Annotated in this window: 16 protein-coding genes; 7 read left to right on the top strand and 9 right to left on the bottom strand. The window is 66.1% G+C overall.

Features of this window, described 5'->3' with window-relative positions; all coding sequences use genetic code 11:
- Positions 1-173 precede the first annotated feature (173 nt).
- On the top strand, positions 174-821 hold the full coding sequence (gene bluB / locus NCR34_RS21355; protein WP_248324549.1) for a 5,6-dimethylbenzimidazole synthase: 648 nt from the start codon (positions 174-176) through the stop codon (positions 819-821).
- 4 nt (positions 822-825) lie between these two features.
- On the opposite strand, the gene NCR34_RS21350 is transcribed toward bluB, so the two are convergent.
- The 4 genes from NCR34_RS21350 to NCR34_RS21335 all read right to left on the bottom strand — a co-directional run bounded on the left by NCR34_RS21350 (position 826) and on the right by NCR34_RS21335 (position 6,494).
- Positions 826-2,040 (bottom strand): YeeE/YedE family protein, encoded by a 1,215-nt coding sequence (locus NCR34_RS21350; protein ID WP_248324548.1) that lies wholly within the window; start codon positions 2,038-2,040, stop codon positions 826-828.
- An 88-nt stretch (positions 2,041-2,128) separates the two neighbouring features.
- On the bottom strand, positions 2,129-3,214 hold the full coding sequence (locus NCR34_RS21345) for a lipocalin-like domain-containing protein (protein WP_248324772.1): 1,086 nt from the start codon (positions 3,212-3,214) through the stop codon (positions 2,129-2,131).
- A gap of 26 nt (positions 3,215-3,240) precedes the next feature.
- Positions 3,241-5,802, bottom strand: a complete 2,562-nt coding sequence (locus NCR34_RS21340) for an FtsX-like permease family protein (protein ID WP_248324547.1) — start codon at positions 5,800-5,802, stop codon at positions 3,241-3,243.
- The gene (locus tag NCR34_RS21335) at positions 5,799-6,494 is read right to left on the bottom strand and encodes an ABC transporter ATP-binding protein (protein ID WP_248324546.1); all 696 of its coding nucleotides are present in this window, start codon (positions 6,492-6,494) and stop codon (positions 5,799-5,801) included. The genes NCR34_RS21340 and NCR34_RS21335 overlap by 4 nt, the downstream gene beginning before the upstream one ends.
- Positions 6,495-6,854: 360 nt before the next feature.
- On the opposite strand from NCR34_RS21335, the gene NCR34_RS21330 reads away from it, so the two are divergent.
- Positions 6,855-7,622, top strand: a complete 768-nt coding sequence (locus NCR34_RS21330; RefSeq protein WP_248324545.1) for a class I SAM-dependent methyltransferase — start codon at positions 6,855-6,857, stop codon at positions 7,620-7,622.
- Positions 7,622-8,299, top strand: a complete 678-nt coding sequence (locus NCR34_RS21325) for a YdcF family protein (protein WP_248324544.1) — start codon at positions 7,622-7,624, stop codon at positions 8,297-8,299. The genes NCR34_RS21330 and NCR34_RS21325 overlap by 1 nt, the downstream gene beginning before the upstream one ends.
- 67 nt (positions 8,300-8,366) lie before the next feature.
- Here the strand turns inward: NCR34_RS21325 and NCR34_RS21320 are convergent, their stop codons facing one another.
- Positions 8,367-9,017 carry a hypothetical protein gene (locus tag NCR34_RS21320; RefSeq protein ID WP_248324543.1) on the bottom strand — a complete coding sequence of 217 codons (651 nt, stop codon included), beginning with the start codon at positions 9,015-9,017 and terminating at the stop codon, positions 8,367-8,369.
- Between the two features lie 236 nt (positions 9,018-9,253).
- On the opposite strand from NCR34_RS21320, the gene NCR34_RS21315 reads away from it, so the two are divergent.
- The 3 genes from NCR34_RS21315 to NCR34_RS21305 all read left to right on the top strand — a co-directional run bounded on the left by NCR34_RS21315 (position 9,254) and on the right by NCR34_RS21305 (position 13,424).
- Complete coding sequence (locus NCR34_RS21315) at positions 9,254-10,360, top strand: NADH:flavin oxidoreductase/NADH oxidase (protein ID WP_248324542.1); 1,107 nt, start codon at positions 9,254-9,256, stop codon at positions 10,358-10,360.
- Positions 10,361-10,429: 69 nt separating this feature from the next.
- Complete coding sequence (locus NCR34_RS21310) at positions 10,430-10,798, top strand: hypothetical protein (protein ID WP_244850673.1); 369 nt, start codon at positions 10,430-10,432, stop codon at positions 10,796-10,798.
- A 292-nt stretch (positions 10,799-11,090) separates the two neighbouring features.
- A complete protein-coding gene (locus NCR34_RS21305) occupies positions 11,091-13,424 on the top strand; it encodes a two-partner secretion domain-containing protein (protein ID WP_248324541.1) in 2,334 nt (777 codons plus the stop codon).
- A gap of 43 nt (positions 13,425-13,467) precedes the next feature.
- Here NCR34_RS21305 and NCR34_RS21300 read toward each other — a convergent pair whose 3' ends face one another.
- Both NCR34_RS21300 and NCR34_RS21295 read right to left on the bottom strand, forming a co-directional pair.
- Positions 13,468-15,210: a ShlB/FhaC/HecB family hemolysin secretion/activation protein gene (locus NCR34_RS21300; protein ID WP_248324770.1), complete on the bottom strand. Its 1,743-nt coding sequence runs from the start codon at positions 15,208-15,210 to the stop codon at positions 13,468-13,470.
- A 249-nt stretch (positions 15,211-15,459) separates the two neighbouring features.
- A complete protein-coding gene (locus NCR34_RS21295) occupies positions 15,460-16,629 on the bottom strand; it encodes a zinc-dependent alcohol dehydrogenase (protein WP_206470712.1) in 1,170 nt (389 codons plus the stop codon).
- Positions 16,630-17,041: 412 nt separating this feature from the next.
- Here NCR34_RS21295 and NCR34_RS21290 point away from each other — a divergent pair, with 412 nt between their 5' ends.
- Complete coding sequence (locus NCR34_RS21290) at positions 17,042-17,911, top strand: manganese catalase family protein (RefSeq protein ID WP_175945721.1); 870 nt, start codon at positions 17,042-17,044, stop codon at positions 17,909-17,911.
- Between the two features lie 109 nt (positions 17,912-18,020).
- Here the strand turns inward: NCR34_RS21290 and NCR34_RS21285 are convergent, their stop codons facing one another.
- Positions 18,021-19,172 (bottom strand): porin, encoded by a 1,152-nt coding sequence (locus tag NCR34_RS21285; protein WP_248324540.1) that lies wholly within the window; start codon positions 19,170-19,172, stop codon positions 18,021-18,023.
- 407 nt (positions 19,173-19,579) lie between these two features.
- Positions 19,580-20,788, bottom strand: a complete 1,209-nt coding sequence (locus NCR34_RS21280; protein ID WP_250501045.1) for a zinc-dependent alcohol dehydrogenase — start codon at positions 20,786-20,788, stop codon at positions 19,580-19,582.
- Positions 20,789-20,837: the final 49 nt, after the last annotated feature.

The following is a 20,837-nucleotide window of genomic DNA, read 5'->3' as shown; positions in this document are numbered from 1 at the left end:
GGACAGCCTCGCGCATGTTCGCTGATTTTCCTCGCCGCGAAGGTGGGCTACCGCACCGTTATGCAAATGCAAGGCGTACTGAGCGAAGGCCGCCGCGACGCTTTCGCGACTGGCGGCCTGTGCGACATCGCGCGATGCGGATAGAGTGGCGCTACCGCAATCCTTTCGAGATCATGGATAACCAGACCTTCAGCGAATCCGAACGCAACGCCGTGTATCGCGCCATTCAGGAGCGCCGCGACATGCGCCATTTCGTGAGCGATCCCGTCGCGCCGGCCGTGATGCAGCGGCTCATCGACGCCGCGTTGCATGCGCCGAGCGTCGGCTTCATGCAGCCGTGGCGCATCGTCCGGATCACGTGCCCCGAGATTCGCGCGCAACTTCACGCGGCGGTCGAGCGCGAGCGCCTGCTGACCGCCGATGCGCTCGGCGAGCGGCGCGATGCGTTCATGAAACTGAAGGTGGAGGGCATGCGCGATTGCGCGGAGGTGCTCGTGATGGCGCTGATGGACGGCCGCGAGCGCCATGTGTTCGGCCGCCGGACGCTGCCCGAGATGGATCTCGCGTCGGTGGCCTGCGCCATTCAGAACATGTGGCTGGCGGCGCGCGCCGAAGGCATCGGCATGGGATGGGTGTCGCTTTTCGATCCGCAGGAAATCGCCGACGTGCTCGCGATGCCCGCAGGCGCGCGGCCCGTGGCGATTCTTTGCGTCGGACACGTCGAGCGGTTCTACGACGCGCCGATGCTGGAAACCGAGGGCTGGGCCACGCGCCGGCCCCACGAAGAATGCGTCTTCGAGAACCGGTGGCCGTCGCGTTGACTTCTTAACAGGCCGTCGGCCTGACGCGTTCCACTTCCAGCCCGAAGAGCGGGCGCAGGCGCGTGCCGAGCACGTTGCCGAAGAACGCCGCCACGAGCCACAGCCAGCCGTGCAGGCTGCCCGACACGATGCCGCTGAAGTACGCGCCGATATTGCATCCGTACGCGAGCCGCGCGCCGTAGCCGAGCAGCAGACCGCCGACGATGGCGGCGATCAGCGAGCGCATCGGCACGCGCCACACCGGCGCGTAGCGGCCCGCGAGCGCGGCGGCGAGCATCGCGCCGAGCACGATGCCGATATCCATCACGGACGTCACATCGTGCGAGACCGGCGCGGCGAGCGTCGCGGCGTTCGGCTTGCTCATCCAGTACGGCCAGCTAGCGACGTCGAAGCCGATGGCGGAGGCCGCCTTCGCGCCCCACAACGCGAACGCCGACGTGACGCCCCACGGCCGGCCCGACAGCGCGAGCGTCGCGAAGTTGAGCACCGCGAGCGCCAGCGCGCCGGCCAAGAGCGGCCACGGACCATGCAGCCACGGCGACGTGTGCGCGGGCTGCACGTGCGCGGCGACGAGCTTGCCGTGCCGGCGCTTCTCGATGACGACCGTCAGCGCGGCGATCAGCGCGAACACGATCCAGTTGACCGCGAGCGCGGGCGCGAGGCCCAGCGACTTCACGAGCGAGATGGGCTGCAACGAAGGCAGCGCGGTCCAGAACGGCATATGCGCGGTCGCGATCACCGATCCGACGATGAACGCGGCAAGCGTCACGATCATGCGCGTGCTGCCGCCGCCGACCGTATAGAGCGTGCCGGATGCGCAGCCGCCGCCCAGTTGCATGCCGATGCCGAACAGAAACGCGCCCACGATCACCGACGTGCCCGCAGGCGACACGAGCCCGGTCACGGGCATGCCGAAAAGCGACCCGGCCGACAGCGCGGGAAAGAACAACGCGACGCCCACGGCCAACATGAGCATTTGCGCGCGCAGGCCGGCGCCGCGGCCATCGGCAATGAAAACGCGCCACGCGGACGTGAAGCCGAAAGCGGCGTGATAGAGCGCGACGCCGAGCAGCGCGCCGACCACATACAGCGCGGCCTGACGCGCGCCGGCAGTCTGCGCGAGATAGAGCATACCGGCAAGCAGAAGGAGGCCGGCAACGGTCAACGGCTTCGGGTTGATCTCGGTGCGGCGGCGAAGAGGGCTGGCTAAGTCAGACATGATGAGTCGAGGCGGTGAATTTGCGTAAACCCCTATATTGTCGGCCTATTTCGGGGTTCTTGCTGACGGCCGATCGGTCGCCGCTTGGTCACCGCTTCCCTGCTTCGGCCTCCTTGCCGTAGCCCGTGAGTTCGAGATAGCCGCGTCCGCCCTTGCCTTCCGCCTGGCCCTGGCCCGTCACCGTCACGGCGCCTTCCCAGTACACCGCGCCGGTGGAATCACGCGAGTCGAGTTCCTGATCGTCGATGAGCGGCGCGAGACGCCAGCGCATCGCGCCGACGCGCACGGTCATCGCGACCGGATAGCGCGTGTTCGTGCGCGGCGAGCGCCACTGGCGTTCCGGCGTGAACTCGACATCGCCGGGACTGAACTGCGTCGTGCGGCCATCGCGGTCGCGCAGCGCGGCGTGCGCCCAGACCGCGCGGCCGTCGCGGCTGCGGACCTTGAACGCCATCAGCGCGGAACCGTCGTCGAGGTTCGCGCCGAGCCAGTCCCAGCCGGCGGCGTCGGCGGGTAGCAAGGTGCTCGACCACTCGTGATCCAGCCACGCGCTGCCGGTGACATCGACCGTATCGCCCGGGCCTTTCGCCGACGGCCGCGTGACGCTTCCCGTCACCTGCAATTGCGGTTCGCTGTAGTAATAGCTCGCTTCTTCCGGCGACGGCCCCTTGCGCGAATAGCCGCGCTCGCCCTGAATCATCGGCGGCTGCGTCGGCGTGAACGTGAGATGCAGCGCGAAGCCGGCGGCATCCGCGCTCACGGTGTAGCGGCCATCGGCTTCGCGCACCATGCGCCATGCGTCGAGCTTGACGTCGGTGTTGCCGTTCGCCGCATACGCGAGCCCGAAGCCCTGCCGCGCGATGTCCTGATCGTGCACGAGCCGCCCGAACGCCGGATCGGAGAGCGCGGCGTGCGCGACGATGACCTGCGACGGATCGAACGCGCCGCCGCCGGCCTTGCCCGTATTCGAGCGAAAGAACGTGATCTGGAAACCGAGCGGCTTCTTGTCCGGCGTCTGCAGCCAGCCGGTCGCATACCACCACTCCGTGCGGTACGCGGGATGCGCGCCGCTGTCCTGCGGCCAGTCGATCGCCCGGCCCGGCACGACCGCCGCGAACGGCGCATCGGCGGCGAGCGCGCTCGTCGAAAAAAATGCGGCGAGCGCCAGGAGCATCGCGATAAAGAAGCTGAAGCCGCGCATCACCAGTCCTCCCGCACGGCGCGCACCGCGTCGACCGATACGGCGCGCCGCCCCGCCAGCACCGCCGTCGTGCAGGAAGACACGAGCATCACCGCGCCGATGACGACGAGCATCGTCCACGGCACATGCAGCGACATGGTCCAGTGGAACGATTGCGGATTGACCACGAAAACGAGGATCAGACTGATGGCGAAGCCGAGCACGCAGCCCATGGCAATGCCGAGCAGCGTCAGCAGGCCGCCTTCGGAGGCGAGCAGCGCGAGGATCTGTTTTCGCGTCACGCCGACATGGCGCAGCATGCCGAATTCACATGAGCGCGCGAGCGTCTGGACCGAGAACGTCGCCGCGACGCCGAACAAGCCGATGATGATCGCCACCGCTTCCAAAAGGTACGTCACTGCGAAGCTGCGATCGAAGATGGTCAGCGTGCGCGAGCGGATGTCCCCGGGCTGCGAGAATTCGAGCGCGTCGCCGAACGGCAGGCTTTGCAGCGCCGCGATGACCTGCCCTGCCCGCACGCCCGGGCGCAGCGTGATGGCCACTTCGGTCGCGCCCATGTCGCCCGTCAGCCGCCGATAGTCCGCGAGCCGGAATTGCAGCGCGCCGGTCTGCCGCACGTAGTCGCGCCAGATGCCAGCCACGACGAAATGTTCGTCCGCGCCGCCGAGCGGCAGCGTGACGCGCTGGCCGGTGCGATAGCCGTACAGATCGGCCATCGCCTCGGACGCCCACACGGGCGTTTCGTCGGCGCGCCATGCTTCGGGCGGCAACGTCGCGCCGGTCATTTGCAGCATCGCGCCGGGGTCCGCGCCGTTGATCTCGCGAGCGATCACGGCGACGGGCGGTTTCGAGGCATCGAGCGTCACTTGCGAAGAACGCGAGAACGCCGCCCGCGCGACGCCGCCGGTAGCCGCGATCTGCGCCTGCTGCTGCGGCGTGAGTCCGCCCGTATCGCCGGTGGATGCGAGCCGCGCATAGACATCGGCGGAAAGCAGATGCTCCAGCCAGTCCACCACCGATATGCGGAAACTCGCCACCATGATCGCCATCGCGACGATCAGCGTGAAGCTCGACAGCACGCCGCCCATGGCGATCGACGCCTGCCCCGGCGCGTTCGCGAGCCGCGCGAGCGCGAGCGTGCCCACCGCACTGCGGCCATGATTGCGGCGCAGCCACGCGTAAGCCGCGCTCGCCGCGCCGAAGACCATCGCCGTGAGCCGCGGCATCAGCGCGATGCCGCCCACCAGCAGAAGCGCGACGGCGAGATAGCCCGCGATGGGCGCATCGTCGATGGGCGGCGCCTGCGTGAGCGCCGCGCCCGCGACGAGGCACAGGAGCGCGGGCCACGGCGTCGAAAGCGGCGAGAGCGCGGCTTCCTCGCTGCCCGCTTTCAACGCCGGCGCGGGGCGCGCGCGAACCGCTTCGAGCGCGGGAACGAACGTGCCCGCGAGCGCGACGCCCAAGCCGAGCGCGAGAAAGATCGCGGTCGAGACCGGCTCGAAATGCACGCGCGGCTGCACGCCCGGAAAGTAGCCGCCGCCGAGATCGCTGCCGAAAAAGCGCAGCGCGAGCCCGGCCACCGCAAAGCCGAGCGCGATGCCCAACAGCGCGCCCGCAACGCCGAGCAACGCGCCTTCGGACATGATCTGCCGCACGAGCTGACCCCGCGTCATGCCGAGGACGCGCAGCATCGCGAACTGCGCGCGGCGTCGCACGACGCCCGCCGCCTGCGTCGAAAAGACGAGGAACGCGCCGGTGAAGAGCGCAACCAGCGCGAGCACGTTCATGTTGATGCGGTAGGCGCGCGACAGCCTGTCGGTGCGGCTTTCCGTGTCGCGCGTCTCCGCGACGACGAAGCGCGGCCCCAGTTCATCCTGCAACGCGCGACGAAACGCTTCGCGATCGACGCCGCGCGCGAGTTGCAGGTCCACGCGCGAGAGCCGCCCCTGCACGCCGAAGCGCGACTGCACGGCGGCGATATCCATCACGCCGATACGCTGACCCGGCAACGCCCGCACGATGCCGCCCGCGACGCGCAAGCGCACCGGCGACGTGCCATTCTGCAAATCGACGTCCGCGCCCACGCGCGTGTTCAGCCATTGCTGCGCGGCGGTCGACAGAAAGATGGCGTCGTCCGACAAGACGTCGAGCGGCGTCTGCGGCGACGGCACGCCGGTCAGATCGGGCGCGATGCGCTTTGCGCGAAACACGTCGATGCCGAGCACCTTGAGCGGCGCGGTCTGCTTCGGCACGGCGACGTCGAGTTCCAGCACGGGGCTCGCCACGACCACGCCCCGGCGCATGGCGAGCATCGGATAAAGGCGCTCGTCGATGAACTGTTGCGCGCCGCGCACCTGCAAGTCCGCCTGCCCCGACAGGCTGCGCGCGGCGGCGGAAAATTCGTTGAAGGCCGCGCTGTTGATGAGTTGCACCGCGTAACCGAGCCCGACGCCGAGCGCGATCGTCAGCACGGCGACGAGCGCCCGCCCGCGATGACTGCGCCATTGAGCGCCCAGCAGCCAGCGCGCGAGCATGCGATGACCGGCGGCGCGCGCCGTCATCGCGCGCGCGACTCGTTGAACGCCGCGAGCGACGCGGCTTCGTGCAACGTGCCGTCGGCGAGGATCAGCACGCGGTCGGCGAACGCGGCGGCCGCTTCCGAATGCGTGACCATGATCGCGGCGGCACCGGTCGCTTTCGTTTCGGCGTGGAAGAGGCCGAGAATTTCGTGGGCCGTTTGCGGATCCAGATTGCCGGTCGGTTCGTCGGCGAGTATCAGTCGCGGGCGATGCACCAGCGCCCGCGCGATGGCCACGCGCTGAAGTTCGCCGCCGGAAAGCTGGCGCGGCAGATCGTTCTGACGATTGAAGAGACCGACGGCCGCGAGCATGCCGTGGGCGGGCGTGGTCGGCAGGCCGTTCAGGAGCAGCGGCACCGCGACGTTCTGCACCAGCGTGAGATGCGGCAGCACGTGAAACGCCTGAAACACGAAGCCGAGCTTTTCGCGCCGCGTTTTGGTGGCGGCTTCGTCGCTCATCGCGGAGATGGGCACGCCGTCGATCAGAATCTCGCCGCTGTCGGGGGCGTCGAGGCCCGCGACCAGATTGAGCAGCGTGGATTTCCCCACGCCCGAGTCGCCCATGATCGCGATGAATTCGCTCGCGCCGAGCGTGAAGTCCAGCCCTGCAAGAATGGTTCTGCCGGGACCATAGGTTTTGTGAAGGCGGCGGCATTCCAGGGCGGGGCGTGTCATAGGCAAGCGCGCTCAATATCCTCGGGTGACGAGTATTATGCCTAAGGTGTTTCGTCCGATGTGAACGACCATCGCCGCCATTCGTTGGACGTTTCGCGTCGACCTGTTCACCCGCTTTCTCTTGCGCATTCCGTGCGCCCGCCGGCCCGCGCACGTGTGCGCATTGTGCGGTACGCCACATAGGTCCGTTGCCCGCTGGACTAGATTGTTCGCAAAGAAATGGCGTCGCCTTCCTGCATGGATCGGCACCCCTGAACAAGTCGTTCCGAGCCTTCATTCCGCTTAGGATACCTATCTTTTTTTGGTACCCGCCGTTCAAGGTGAATCGCATACATCCATCTGACGAAACAAGGGACATCAATGAAAAGCAAAAAAGACGGCTATGGCTATAACGAACGCCTCTTCTCCGGCGGAGTCCGCGGCCGGTTCCATCTGGCGCGTTTCAACTGGATCGCCCGCGAGCTGGCCCGGCGGCGCTGCGCATCCGGCTCGGTGCTGGAACTCGGTTGCTTCGACGGAAAGCTGATCGAGTTCCTTCCCACCGCGCCGAAGAAGTACGTCGGGTACGACGCAAACTGGGAAGGCGGCCTCGACATCGCCGCGAAGAAATGGGGCGAGCACGCCGACTTCGTCTTCCACGAGGCGACGCAGCCCGAACACATGGCGCTGGCCGACGACGAACGCTTCGATATCGCCGTGTCAATGGAAACGCTCGAACATGTGCCGCCGCATCTCGTCGATGGCTATCTGCGCAAGATCGCGGAGCATCTCGACGGCTACCTGTTCGTCACGGTGCCGAACGAAAAGGGCATCGTATTTCTGACCAAGTGGACGCTCAAGCGCATGCTGAGCAAGGACGCGCACGCCTATTCGTTCGATGAGCTCATGAACGCGACGCTCGGCAGAATGGAGCGCGTGCGGCGCAACGAGCACAAGGGGTTTGACTACGGCGCGCTCGTGCAGCAAATGAAAAAGTACTTCGATATCGTGGAAGTATCAGGGCATCCGTTCGGCTTTCTGCCCGCGCAGCTGTGTTTCAGTATCGGAATCATCGCGAAGCCCAAGGGCGTCACGCATGCTGCGCCTTACGAGAGCGAACCGATGCCGGGAGCGGCCGCGAAAGCCTGATGATTTTGCGTGCGCCCGGACGACCCGCCTGGCTGATCGCGGCAGCGGCGGCGCTTGCCGGGGTCTGGTTGATCGGCTCCGGCGTCTGGGGCGCCGCCTTCCGCGATCCCGGCGATGAGCCGGCGGTATCGCAAGGAGAGCATGTCGCGATCGTGCTGCTGAGTGCGGGCGCGCGCCGCGAACGCCCAGGCGGCGCGTGGGTTCCGACTCGCGATGCGTTTTATCGTATCGAGAAGACGGCCGACGTGTATCGCGCCTGCAAGCACGACGAACGCACGTGCGCCGTGATCGTGAGCGGCGGCGACCCGGACGGCCACGGCATCTCCGACGCGCAGCTCTACCAGCCGTGGCTCGTCGGGTCAGGCGTCGATCCGCGCGACATCACGCTCGAAACGCAGAGCGCGAATACACGCCAGAACGCCCGTTACGTGAGCCGCATCCTGCACGGCATGCCACACGACAGCGTCACGCTCGTGACTTCCGCTTATCACATGCGCCGCGCACAGCTCAATTTCGAGGGTCTGGGGATTCGCACACACGCGGCGGCGGCCTTTTCGGACAGCGCCACAGTATCGCTCGTTCCGCGGCGAAAGAATTTCCTCGTCGCCTATCACGTCGTGCATGAAACGCTCGGCATCGCGCAATACTGGGTCATTCACTGGATTGGCGTGTTCTAGCGCCGTAATTTATTCGTCGTTCAAAGTAAATTGATGCTTCCTGCGGATGTCCCGCCGCGCCCGGCATTTACCGCCCCGACTTCACCGCATCGGCTTCGGCCGGCTTCTCCCAGCCGAACGCCTGCACGTCCGTCACCGCGCCGCCGACCGCCACGACACCGCGTATCTCGCCGGGCATCGGCAGCACGATCGCGTGCCACGATGCATCCGCGCCGCTGTCGCACCGCTCGGCGCGCGTCTTCGCGATGCGCGCCGCATCCGCGAGCGCATCCACCGTGACGCCGATGCCGACGCTCGCCGCGCCCACCGCGATCACGATCCAGATGCCCGAATACGCGACATCGACGCAAACGCTGCGTTCGCCGCGGGGATCGGTGGCGATGATGCGCTCGTCCGGGCCGTCCTCGACCTGCACTTCTTGCGGACGGCAATCGAACATCTGCGAGACGACGAGCCGCAGCGTCGCGCGCGCCACGCCGAAACGCCGCCCGATGGCCGAATGCGGATGGAGCCGCGCGCGCCTGCGCTCCGCGACATTCAACCAGCTTCCAACGTTCGACGCCGACGCAAAGCGGAATTCGCTCGTGATGAGCCATACGCACAACTCGCCGCTCGCGGGCGGCCGGTCGACGGCCCGCGATTTCGCGAGGTCGTGATAACGCCACGCGGCGTCGTCGGCCAGCTTCAGCGGGAAAGACGTGCAGACGCCCTGCATCATGCACAGAGGCTCGGTCGAAGGGCAAAGGCATGCGGCATGGCGGCGACCTCTCAGGTTGTTTTTGTGGGGCGCCCGCCGGGCGGGCCAACCTGCATTTTCCGGAACGGTTCCTTAACAAACGCTTATGAGACGGCCTTCATTTAGCATGCAATGGTAGGCGGTTCGCGCGCATGGCACCGCATGCCGGAATATCGATTGCTGCCCTCTCCGACCACCTGTCATTCCGGAGACTCCCTATGCCACAAGCCGCTCTGTTTACTCCCACGCGCGTGCGCAACCTCGAACTGGCGAACCGCATCGTCATTGCACCGATGTGCCAGTACTCGGCCGAAGACGGCTGCATGAACGAATGGCATCTGATCCATCTCGGCCAACTCGCGTTGTCGGGCGCGGCGCTGCTCACTATCGAGGCGACCGCCGTGCTGCCCGAAGGCCGCATCACGTGGGCGGATGTCGGCCTATGGAATGACGAGACCGAAGCCGCGCTCGAACGCACGCTGAAGGGCATTCGCCGCTGGTCCGACATGCCGATCGCCATCCAGTTGAGCCATGCGGGCCGCAAGGCATCGACGGAAGTGCCGTGGGAAGGCGGCGCGCAGCTCGCGCCCGACGACGCGCATGGCTGGCAGACCGAAGCGCCCTCCTCCGTGCCGTTCGAGGAAAACGAAACGCCGCCCGTCGCGCTGGACCGCGCGGGGCTCGAGCGCATCCGCGACGCCTTCGCCGCTTCAGCGAAACGCGCCGCAAGACTCGGCCTCGACCTCATTCAGATCCACGCGGCGCACGGTTATCTGCTGCATCAGTTCCTGTCGCCGCTTTCGAACCGGCGCGACGACGAGTACGGCGGCTCGCTCGAAAACCGCATGCGCTTTCCGCTCGAAGTCTTCGACGCCGTGCGCGGCGCCTTCCCCGAGGACCGGCCGGTGACGGTCCGCGTGTCCGGCACGGACTGGGTGGATGGCGGCTGGGATATCGAACAGACCATCGCCTTCGCGCGCGCGCTGGAGGCGCGCGGCTGCGATTCGATCCACGTGTCGAGCGGCGGCCTGCACCCGGCGCAGAAGATTCCCGTCGGTCCCAGCTATCAGGTGCCGCTTGCGCGCGCGGTCAAGGGCGCGGTGAAGATGCCGGTCGTCGCGGTGGGGCTCATCACCGGCATCGAGCAGGCGGAGAGCATCATCGGAACGGGCGACGCGGACATGATCGCGCTCGCCCGCACCGCGCTCTACGACCCGCGCTGGCCGTGGCACGCGGCGGCGCAACTGGGCGCGCACGTGCGCGCGCCGAAGCAGTATCTGCGCTCGCAGCCGCATCAATATAGGGACTTGTTCGAAGAGGACTGAGGCCCCGCGCAAACGTCGCGGCGTGCTATCTTCAAGCCGTCGCGCGTCGCCGTGTCATGTGGTGCCATCATGAGTCAAGTCCGCTATCCGCTCGGACCCGACGACCGGGTGCATCTTCTCTGCTGGCTCACATGCGGCTTTCTCGGCGCGTTCTATCTCGAAGGCGCGTGGCCCGAACCGTCGTTTCAGGTGCGCGCGGCGCATCGCTGGCTGGACAACCACAACCGCGCCGCCGACTGGATCGAGACCGCCAAGCTCTCCGTCACCGCGCAGGCGCTCGCGTCGCGCTTCTGTCCGCTGCTCGATACCGAAGCGGGACGCAGCGCCATCGAAAAGATCATCGAAGGCGACGATCTCGACTACGAGAGCGAACTCGTCCAGCGCATTTTCCACGCTTGTGTCGTCCAACTGACGGACCGGCGGCGGCCCTCGCGCTAAAGTCGCGCAACCCCGCGCGCGGCGTTGTATTCGTCCGACAGAACGCCCTTCTTCCCACGCTTATTTCACTTGACAAGCCGGTTGCCCGCGCCTTGCAGCAAGCCTTCGGCCGCGCGGATTTTTTCTGCAGCGGCTATGTGCGGTAGCCCACACTTCGGCGTTCGGGCGCGTTGCTAAATTCGTGCCGCCTGCTCGCACATCGATGTTCGCCCTCTCGCTAGCCGACGACGGCGCGGCTACACCGTCAGCGGCCAAAAGACGACAAAACAAATCGACACAGCCCGGAGGGTGTATGCAGCGCAGCATCGGTTCTTTCAGTCGCGCCTCGCGGCTTCGGCCGCTTTCGGCCATCGTGCCGCTTATCGTCGGTCTTCACTGTGCGCACGCCGCGCCCCCGCTTCCGAGCGGCGGCCAGTTCGCCGTGGGCAGCGGCTCGATCACCGGCGGCGGCCGGTCGCTCGTGATCGACCAGACTTCGCCGCGCGGCGTGATCGACTGGAAGAGCTTTTCGATCGGTAACGGCCGGCAGGTCACGTTCAACAACGGCAACGGCGCGACGCTCAATCGCGTGACGGGCGGCGATCCGTCCACCATTCTCGGCCAGCTCACCGCGAGCGGCAGCGTGTATCTCATCAACCCGCAGGGCGTGGTGATCGGGCCGGGCGGCGTGGTCGCGACGGGCGGGCGCTTCGTCGCGTCGTCGCTGAACGTGAGCGATGCGGCCTTCATGAAGGGCGGCGACCTCACCTTTTCCGGCGACGGCCGCGGCGTCGTGGTGAATCTCGGCAAGATCGGATCGAGCGGCGGCGATGTCTTCCTCGTCTCGCGCACGGCTGCAGTGAACGCCGGCTCCATCGACGCGCCCAAAGGCTCCGCCGAACTGGCGGCGGGCACGCAAGTGCTGCTGCACGATTCATCGAGCGGCCAGCAGATTTTCGTGCAGACGGGCAGCCACGGCACGGTCGCGAACGCGGGCGTGATCCACGCGGCGCAAGCGAGCCTTCAGGCCGCCGACGGCAACGTCTACGCGCTCGCGGGCAACAACGCGGCGATCCGCGCGACCGGCACCGCGAAGCGCGACGGCCACGTGTGGCTCGTCGCCGATCAGGGCGCGGTGCATGCAGCGGGCACCCTCGCCGCGACGAATGCCACCGGCAGCGGGGGCACGGTCGAAACCCGCGCGGCCACGCTCGATGTCGCGAACGCAAACGTTGTCGCGGGCGAGTGGTCGCTCGCGTCGCCGACCTTGACCATCGACAGCGCCACCGCGAATGCGTTGTCGCGCGGCCTCGCCAACGGCACGTCCGTGAATGCGCAGTCCGGCGGCGATCTGACCGTGAACGGCAACGTGCGATGGAACGGCAACGCGTCGTTGACGCTCGCCGCGGGGCATGGCGTCACGGTAGCGCAGACATCGACTATCGCGAACACGGGCGGCGGCAATCTCATGCTGCGCGCCGATGCCAAAGGCGTCGACAACGGCGGCAGCGTGACCAATCGCGGCAAGATCGACTGGTCGGGCAGCACGGGCATCGTGAGCGCGCTCTACGACATGAACGGCAGCTACGCGCCCGGCACGCTGCTCACGCACGCCGGCTGGACGGCCGCGCCGTATAGCGGCGTCGTCACGCAGATCACCGCGTACAAGCTCGTCAACACGCTCGCCGATCTCGGCCGCGTGTCGCAGAACCTCGCGGGCAACTATGCGCTCGGCAAGGACATCGACGCGAGCGCGACCGCGTATCCCAACTTCTTTACGCCGATCGGCGCGACGGCCGCCACGCCGTTCACCGGCCAGTTCGACGGCTTCGGGCACACCATCGACCAGCTCGCGGTCAACGACTCTTCGTCGTCGGGCTACGTCGGCATGTTCGGGGTGATCGGCGCGAGCGGCGTCGTGCGCGACATCAAGCTGACGAACGCCAGCGTGGGCGGCGGCGCGCCCGGAACCTACGGCCTGCTCGCCGCGCAGAACAACGGCCTCATCACGTATGCCTCGACCTCGGGCGACTTGTCGTACGGCGGTTTCGGCGGCGGCGGAAACGGCGGGCTCGTCGGCGCGAACAACGGCCGCATCGAGCGTTCGTCGAGTAGCGCGACGGTCGGCTTCCAGGGGCCGTCGGGCGGCCTCGTGGGCGTGAATACCGGGACCATCGCGCAGTCGTATGCGACGGGCAATCTGACCGGCGGCTCGCACGCATCGGTGGGCGGGCTCGTCTCCTTCAATAATGGCACCATCACGCAGTCCTACGCGACCGGCAGCACGGGCGGCCAGACCGGCGACGGCGGACTGGTCTACGACAACGGCAGCGCGGGCGTCATCAACGAGTCGTTCGCGGTCGGTCAGGTCGGCGGCGGCGGACCTCCGTTTGCCGGGTACGGCGGCATCGCGGCGATGAACGAGGGCGTGATCGGCAACGTGTACTGGAACCGTGACACGACGACGCTCACGAACGCCGTGGCCCTCAACAACGGTACCGCGCCGGGCGACGCGAACGGGCTCTCGAACGCGCAAATGCGCATGCCGGGCAACTTCGCGTCGTGGAACTTCGGCGCGGGCGGCGCGTGGACGATGCCCGCCAACGCGACGCATCCGGTTCTGAGCTGGGAACGAGCGCGGCCCTGAGGCGTCTCGCACGAAGCGCGAAGGGCGGGCAGCCGCCCGCCCTTCAACTTCCGATCACGACGAACACTTCGCCGAGCGGCGCCTTCGATCCGTTCGGCACGACCGCTTTCAGCGGAAAGCCGAACGTTCCCCGCACGCTGACGAAGCGCCCCATCTGAAAGCGAATGCCCGCGCCGACGCTCGCGAGCGATGCGTTGTTTACCTCGCCCGCTTCGGGAATGCGGTTCCACACGTGTCCGGCATCGAAGAAGACGAACGGCTGCAGCGCCGCGACGCCTAGGGTGAGCGCGGGCGCGCGCATTTCCGTCTGCACGTTCCAGCCGCGATCGCCTTGCGCCGCATACGGCTCGTAGCCGCGCACGGTCGCATCGCCGCCTAGCCCGAGTTCTTCGCTCGGCAACAGCGTGTTGCCGGTCCACTGAAATAGCCCTCGCGCGGACACCGAAAATCCCGACGCCCCCAGCGCCGACTCATGCTGTCCCGACAGTTGCACGTACTGATAACGCGGCGTCGCGCCGAGCCGCGCGGCATCGAAGGCGGCTTCGTTGTTGCTGCTGTCGAGACGGCCGGGACTCGCAAAGAGCGACGCGTTCAGATGCGTGCCGCCCGCCGGGTCGCCGTTCGTGAGATCGTAGGCAAGCACGAACTGGTGAATATGCGTGTTCGCGTTGAACACCTGAAAGCCGCCGAATTCGAGGTCGTTGTTCGAGCGCTTGAAGTCATAGCCGAACTGGATCTGCTGCTGCCACGCGCCCGCGTTGTCCAGCGGCGGAAGCAGGCGGTCGTAGCGAAAGCTCAACTGCGAACTGATGCCGGTCTGTCCGTAACTGTCCGGCAGGCGCGGCGTGCTTTGCGCGAACACGCCGAACAGTTCGATGCGATCCAGCCACGGCAGCGGCGCGAAGAAGTTGAACGCATGCGCGACGAAGCGCGCTCGGTCGGGCCGTCCTTCGATGTCCGGATTGCCCGAGAATAGGTCGTTGCTCGCCGTCGCCTGATAGCCGATGCGCGCGTCGATGCCGAACAGGTTGCCGTAGTCGAAGCCCGCGAGAAACCGGTCTCGTCCGAGATCGCGCACGCCGTCGTTGTTGTAGCCGCCGTAGACGCGCAGCGGCAGGCGGTCGTCCGTTTGCAGCACGACGTCGGTCGTGTTCTGCGCCTCGCCCGGCGCATAGATGACATCGACCCGGCGATACGGATTCGCGTTGAGCAGCGCGAGCCCCGCTGCGACATCGGCCTCGTGGATCGGCTCGCCGCTCGCAAGCGGCATCTCGCGCGTGAGCAGCGCATCCGAGAAATAGCGGTTGCCCTTCGCCATCACGCGCCCCGCGCGGAACTCGGCGACCGCGATGGTCACCACGCCGTTGCTCACGTCCTGCTCGGGCACGTAGACATCGACGAGCGGCTGTCCCGCGGCGCGATATCGCTGCACGACCGCGCGGCGGATCTGCGCGAGACGTGCGAAGGTGAGCGGCTTGCCGAGATCGGCGGCGAAAGTGTCGAGGAAAGCCGCGTCGAGGAGCGGAAGGTCCGTGGACGTGATCGCGCCCTGCGCGGCGGATCGGCGATGGCCCGATGCGGCCTCGCCTGCGCGCGCGAACGCAATGCCGCGCAAGTCTTCGATCGCGACGGCCGGCGATTCGTCGGCCGGCTGCTGCGGCGGCTGCGGCGCGCGCGGGCGCTCGGCGGCGGGCGGCGCGATCGGCGCGACATCGCGATAAGCCTGCGCGGCGGCATCGCCGATATGCGCGCACAGCACCGCGACCGCGACGGCCAGCGCGCGCATCGGCGGGAAAAGACGCGTCATGCGCCGCGAAGGCGCATGGCCGAACTCACGACGCGGCGGGCAGGCGAGCCGCGCCGCGCATTGTCAGCGTGTGTCACGCCGCCTCCGATGCTGTCCGTTGCTGGGCCGCCGACTATATATCGGCGGCGGTCCGGCCCGCCAGCCTGCGTCCGGCGTGAATGTGCGAAAGCGCACGGTAAGCAGACGAATCGCTCGCATCCGCTTACGCGCGCGCAACGCATCACGCGCTCACGGCTTAAGCACGACCTTGATGCAGCCGTCTTCCTTGTCGCGGAACGTCTTGTACATGCCCGGGCCGTCCGCGAGCGACACCGTGTGCGTGATGACGAACGACGGGTCGATCTGCCCGTCCTGAATGCGCTTGAGCAAGTCGTCCGTCCAGCGGTTCACGTGCGTCTGACCCATGCGCCACGTCAGTCCCTTGTTCATCGCGGCGCCGAACGGAATCTTGTCGATGAGCCCGCCGTACACGCCCGGCACCGACAGCGTGCCCGCCGGACGGCACACGTAGATCATTTCGCGCAGCACGTGCGGCCGGTCCGTCTCCAGCATCACGGCCTGCTTCGCGCGGTCGTACATGGCATCGACGGAACGCGTCGCGTGCGATTCCATGCCCACTGCGTCGATGCATTTTTCCGGACCCTTGCCCTGCGTGAGTTCGCCCAGACGTTCCAGCACGCTTTCTTCCTTGAAATTGATGACGGTCGCGCCGCCCGCGCGCGCCATCGCGAGGCGCTCGGGAATATAGTCGATCGCGATCACCTGCTTTGCGCCCAGCAGCACCGCGCTGCGAATCGCCATTTGGCCGACCGGGCCCGCGCCCCAGATCGCGACCGTGTCCGTCGGTTCGATATCGCATTGCACGGCGGCCTGCCAGCCGGTCGGAAAGATGTCGCCGAGAAAGAGCACTTGCTCGTCGGTCAGGCCGTCCGGAATCTTGACGTGCGTCTTGTCCGCGAACGGCACGCGCACGTATTCGGCTTGTCCGCCGGGATAGCCGCCCGTCAGGTGCGTGTAACCGAAGAGGCCCGCTGTCGTGTGGCCGAACACCTTGTCCGCGACATCCTTGTTGCGATTGCTGCGTTCGCACACCGAGAAATTGCCGCGCTTGCACTGATCGCACTCGCCGCAAACGATCGTGAACGGCACGACGATGCGATCGCCCTTCTTGAGCGCGCTGTTCCCCGAGCCGACTTCGACCACTTCACCCATGAACTCGTGGCCCATGATGTCGCCGGATTCCATGCCAGGCATGAAGCCGTCGAAGAGATGCAGGTCGGAACCGCAGATTGCGCACGTCGATACCTTGATGATGGCATCGCGCGGGTGCTCGATGACCGGGTCCGGGACTGTCTCGTAGCGGATGTCTTTCTTGCCTTGCCAAATCAGCGCCTTCATTGTTTGCCTCCAGCGGGAGTGAAAGGTCGGATCGCGTGTTGCATCTGGGAGCAGCAGGTTGCCGCGACCGCAAACAAGTTCAGCAACGCGTGTTCCGCGCTGGCGGCCGCAATGATGTCCATGACGCGCATCCGACATCGCGCGCAGCACGTAAGCGATGCAATAACGCGAACGGCGCAGTGGGTCCGTCCTTTGAGCCGCGACATGCCCCACGCCTGTGAAACGCCCGCGCGAACCGCGCCGCGCGTCGCCCCTATCGACGCGATTGGAAAAATCCAACGGCTCGGCGCGCCGTGGGAATACCCACTGCTGTTCACTCGATGCGCCCATCCGGTTCTAGCGCTGGACGCTCGATGGCGCTTCCCCGCATCGCTTGTTTGGACCTCTCGCACTTTCATCGAAGGAGCCTGCCATGTTCATTCACAACAAACGTCTGCAGTACACGGTGCGCGTTGCCGCGCCCAATCCCGGCCTCGCCAATCTGCTCCTCGAGCAGTTCGGCGGCCCGCAAGGCGAGCTTGCCGCCGCCATGCGCTACTTCACGCAAGCGGTGACCGAAGACGATCCGGGCCGCAAGGACATGCTCTTCGATATCGCGACCGAAGAGATGAGCCATCTGGAAGTGATCGGCAGCATTGTCGCGATGCTGAACAAGGGCGCGAAGGGCGCGCTCGCGGAAGCGGTAGAGCAGGAAGCCGAGCTGTATCGCTCGATGACGGGCAACGGCAACGATTCGCACACGACCGCGATTCTTTATGGCGCGGGCACGCCGCTGACGAACTCGGCCGGTTACCCGTGGACGGCGGCGTATATCGACACCATCGGCGAGCCGACGGCTGACTTGCGCTCGAACATCGCAGCCGAAGCGCGCGCGAAGATCGTTTATGAACGCCTGATCAACGTCACGGATGATCCCGGCATCAAGGACGCGCTCGGCTTTCTGATGACGCGCGAAATCGCGCATCAGAAGTCGTTCGAGAAGGCGCTGCATTCTATTCAGCCGAACTTCCCGCAAGGCAAGCTGCCCGGCGTGCCGGAGTTCACGAGTGTGTACTTCAACATGTCGAAGGGCGACGACGCACGCGGCCCGTGGAACGAAGGCGGCGACTGGAAGTTCGTCGAAGATCCGCAGCCCGCAGTCGATGGCGGCGACGGCACGGCGAGCGTGACCGTGAGCGAGATGGAGAAGGACGCGCTCACCACGATGGCAACGCGCACTGCGTCCGACCCCGCCGCCGACCCGGTAACGGGCGCGGACCTGGGCTCGGGCAAGGCAGTCTGACGCGCGCATCGCGCGACGCCGCCGCAAGAACAAACGGCCGCGATCGTGACGATCGCGGCCGTTTGCGTTGGTGAAGCGTTGGTGAAGCCTTCGTGAAACTCGGTGCAGCTTAGAACCGGTGACGCAGACCCACCGCAGCGGCGACCTGATTCTGCGAGGTCGACGGCGACAGCGTGTTGATGATCGCGACGTTCGCGCCTGCGTTGCCGAGCTGGCCGGAGGCATGCTGATACACGCCTTCGACATAAACGTCCGTGCGGCGCGACAGCGAGTAATCGGCTTGCAGCGAGACGGTATGCCATTTCGGATCGCCCGTGCCGTTCGATCCCGTGAGCTTGCCGTCCGTGTACGTGTAGGCGGCGTCGAGGTTCAGCGCCGGCGTCAGCGCGTAGCGGCCGTTCAACTCGAAGTTGTTCAGATGCAGGTTCGTGCCGGTCGGCAGCGTGAACGACGTGCCGCCCTGCGACGCCGCGATCAGGCCGTCATAGTGCGTGTTCGTCCACACGAAGCCCACCGTCGCCGGACCGTACGCGTAGTTCACGCCTGCGCCGAACGTGCGTTGCAGATCCGCCGTCAGGTTGCCCTTGTTGCTCTGCCCCGCCGTCACCGCGCCGCCCGTGTTGAAGTTGCGCGAGTTGTTGGTTTGCAGGTAAGCCGCCGCGAAGTTCAGCGGGCCGGCCGTGTACGACGCGCCCGCGCTCCATGCGCGGTTATTCGAGAACTGGCCGGCGTCGTTGCTGAAGCCGTACAGACCGCCGAAATTGAAGCCCGCGTAATTCGCGCTGCGATACTTGACCGAATTCTTGATCGAGAACGAGTTGTCGAGATTGTCGTTATCGAACGGATGCGCGCTCAGGTTGTTGCCATAGCCCGCGCCTGCTTCGGAAAGCGGCCCGAGAAAATCGACCATCGAATCATATTGACGGCCGAGCGTGACAGTACCGAACTGATCGCTTTGCAGACCGACATACGCCTGGCGATTGAACATGCCGTCCTGATTGAAGCCGCCGTTATTCAGGTTGAAGCCGCTCTCCAACTTGAAGAGCGCGTGCAACCCGCCGCCCAGATCTTCGCTGCCGCGCAAGCCGAAATACGTATCGGAGACGGAACCGCTGCCTTGTTGCCAATTGCTGTGGCCCCCGGCGTTATTTGCATACACGAGGCCGGCGTCCAGCATGCCGTATAGCGTGACGCTGCTTTGTGCCTGTGCCGAAGCCGCAAAGGCGCCGAGCACGCCCACAATGAGGAGATTTCTTTTCATGGTTGCTGTGTGTCCTGATTTAGAGCAAAGGCTTCCCGAGGCGATGCGCCTTGTCCCCGGGAGGCTCGACACACTTTAAGCAAAGCGCTCTCATACGTCGCGTTATTCGACGCGTTTCGCCAAGTAAGAATCTATTGCTAAAACTGGAATGAGCCTGCTCGAGCGCGGGTTAATGCTTTACGGTCAATCGCTTAGTGCCATTGAAACTTAACCGTCGATGATTTGGATGTTGCACATGGACCACGTTATTCATGCGCCAGTTGGAGAGGTGCTTTGCAGATGAGCGCGTTGATCGACGCAATCGCGCTCGCTAATCTTTCGAAGGTCTAAAGTCTTTGACACGAGTTGCAGTCTGAGGACACGGGGCGGTTTCGCGAGAGGAGACCGCCCCGCTTTTCCATTACCCGTCAAGCAGCAGGATCGAGCTTAACCTTGATCCAGCCCGGCTGGCGCAGATCGAATGCCTTATAAGCCTCGATGACGTTCATCATCGGCTCGCGCGTCGTCAACACGCGAAGCGGATCGAACGAGCCGTTGCTCACGCGCTCGATCAAGGCCGGCGTGATCGAGCGATGGTTGCAGTTGCCCATCTTGATGGTGAGATTCTTGTTCATCGCGATGCCGAGCGGGAAGAAGCGATCGTTCGGCGGATACACGCCGATCACGCCGAGCGTGCCCGCCTTCGCGAGCGCGGCAACGGCCCAGTCGACGGCCTGCGTCGGCGCATTGCCGGGCGTCCAGTTGTTGCCGTCCTGATTGCGCTCGGGCGTGACCGTCTGGCTTTCCTGTTCCGCCTGCTTGATCTTGTCTTCCGACGCGGCCGGCCCGCCTTCGGGATGCACCGCGTCCACGCCGACCGCGTCGATTGCACGATCCACGCCGATGCCGTTGGTCAGTTCCAGAATCGCCTGCACCGGGTCTTCCTGATCGAAGTTCACCGTTTCCGCGCCCTGCGCGCGCGCCATGTCGAGACGATCCTGCAAGCGGTCCACAGCGATCACGCGGCCCGCGCCGAGCATCCATGCGCTCGCAATCGCGAATTGGCCCACCGGCCCCGCGCCGAACACGGCGACGGTATCGCCCGGACGCACCTCCGCCAGTTGCGCGCCGAAGAAGCCGGTCGGAAAGATATCGGAGATGAGAATGGCGCGCTCGTCGTCGACGTTTTCCGGCAGCTTGATGAGGCTCGCGTTCGCGAGCGGCGTGCGCGCGAACTCGGCTTGCAGGCCGTTGATCGGGCCCGTGGCTTTCGGTCCGCCGTAGAACGCCGTGCCCGCGGACGGACCGTTCGGGTTCGCGAGGTCGCATTGCGCGGTGTAGCCCTGCCGGCAGTACCCGCAGCATCCGCATGAAACGGTCGACGGAATCAGTACCCGATCGCCGCGCTTCAGGTTGCGCACGCCCTTGCCGATTTCTTCGATGATGCCCACGCCTTCGTGACCGAGGATCGTGCCCGGCACCATGCCGGAGAACGTGCCGCGCACCATGTGCAAGTCGGTGCCGCAGATGGCGCTCGCGGTGAGCCGGACCACTGCGTCGTGATTGTGCTGAATCGTCGGGTCCGCTACGTTGTCGAGCGATATGTTGCCTATGCCGTGAAACACGACTGCTTTCATCGTCTGACTCCCGGAAAGGTTGATCGAACGATGATTCAGCAACACGCGC

This window comes from Caballeronia sp. GAWG1-5s-s (genome assembly GCF_023631445.1).
In the GTDB taxonomy this organism is placed as follows: domain Bacteria; phylum Pseudomonadota; class Gammaproteobacteria; order Burkholderiales; family Burkholderiaceae; genus Caballeronia.
The sequence above is the reverse complement of the archived record's forward strand: the minus strand, read 5'-3'. Positions and strand labels throughout refer to the sequence as shown.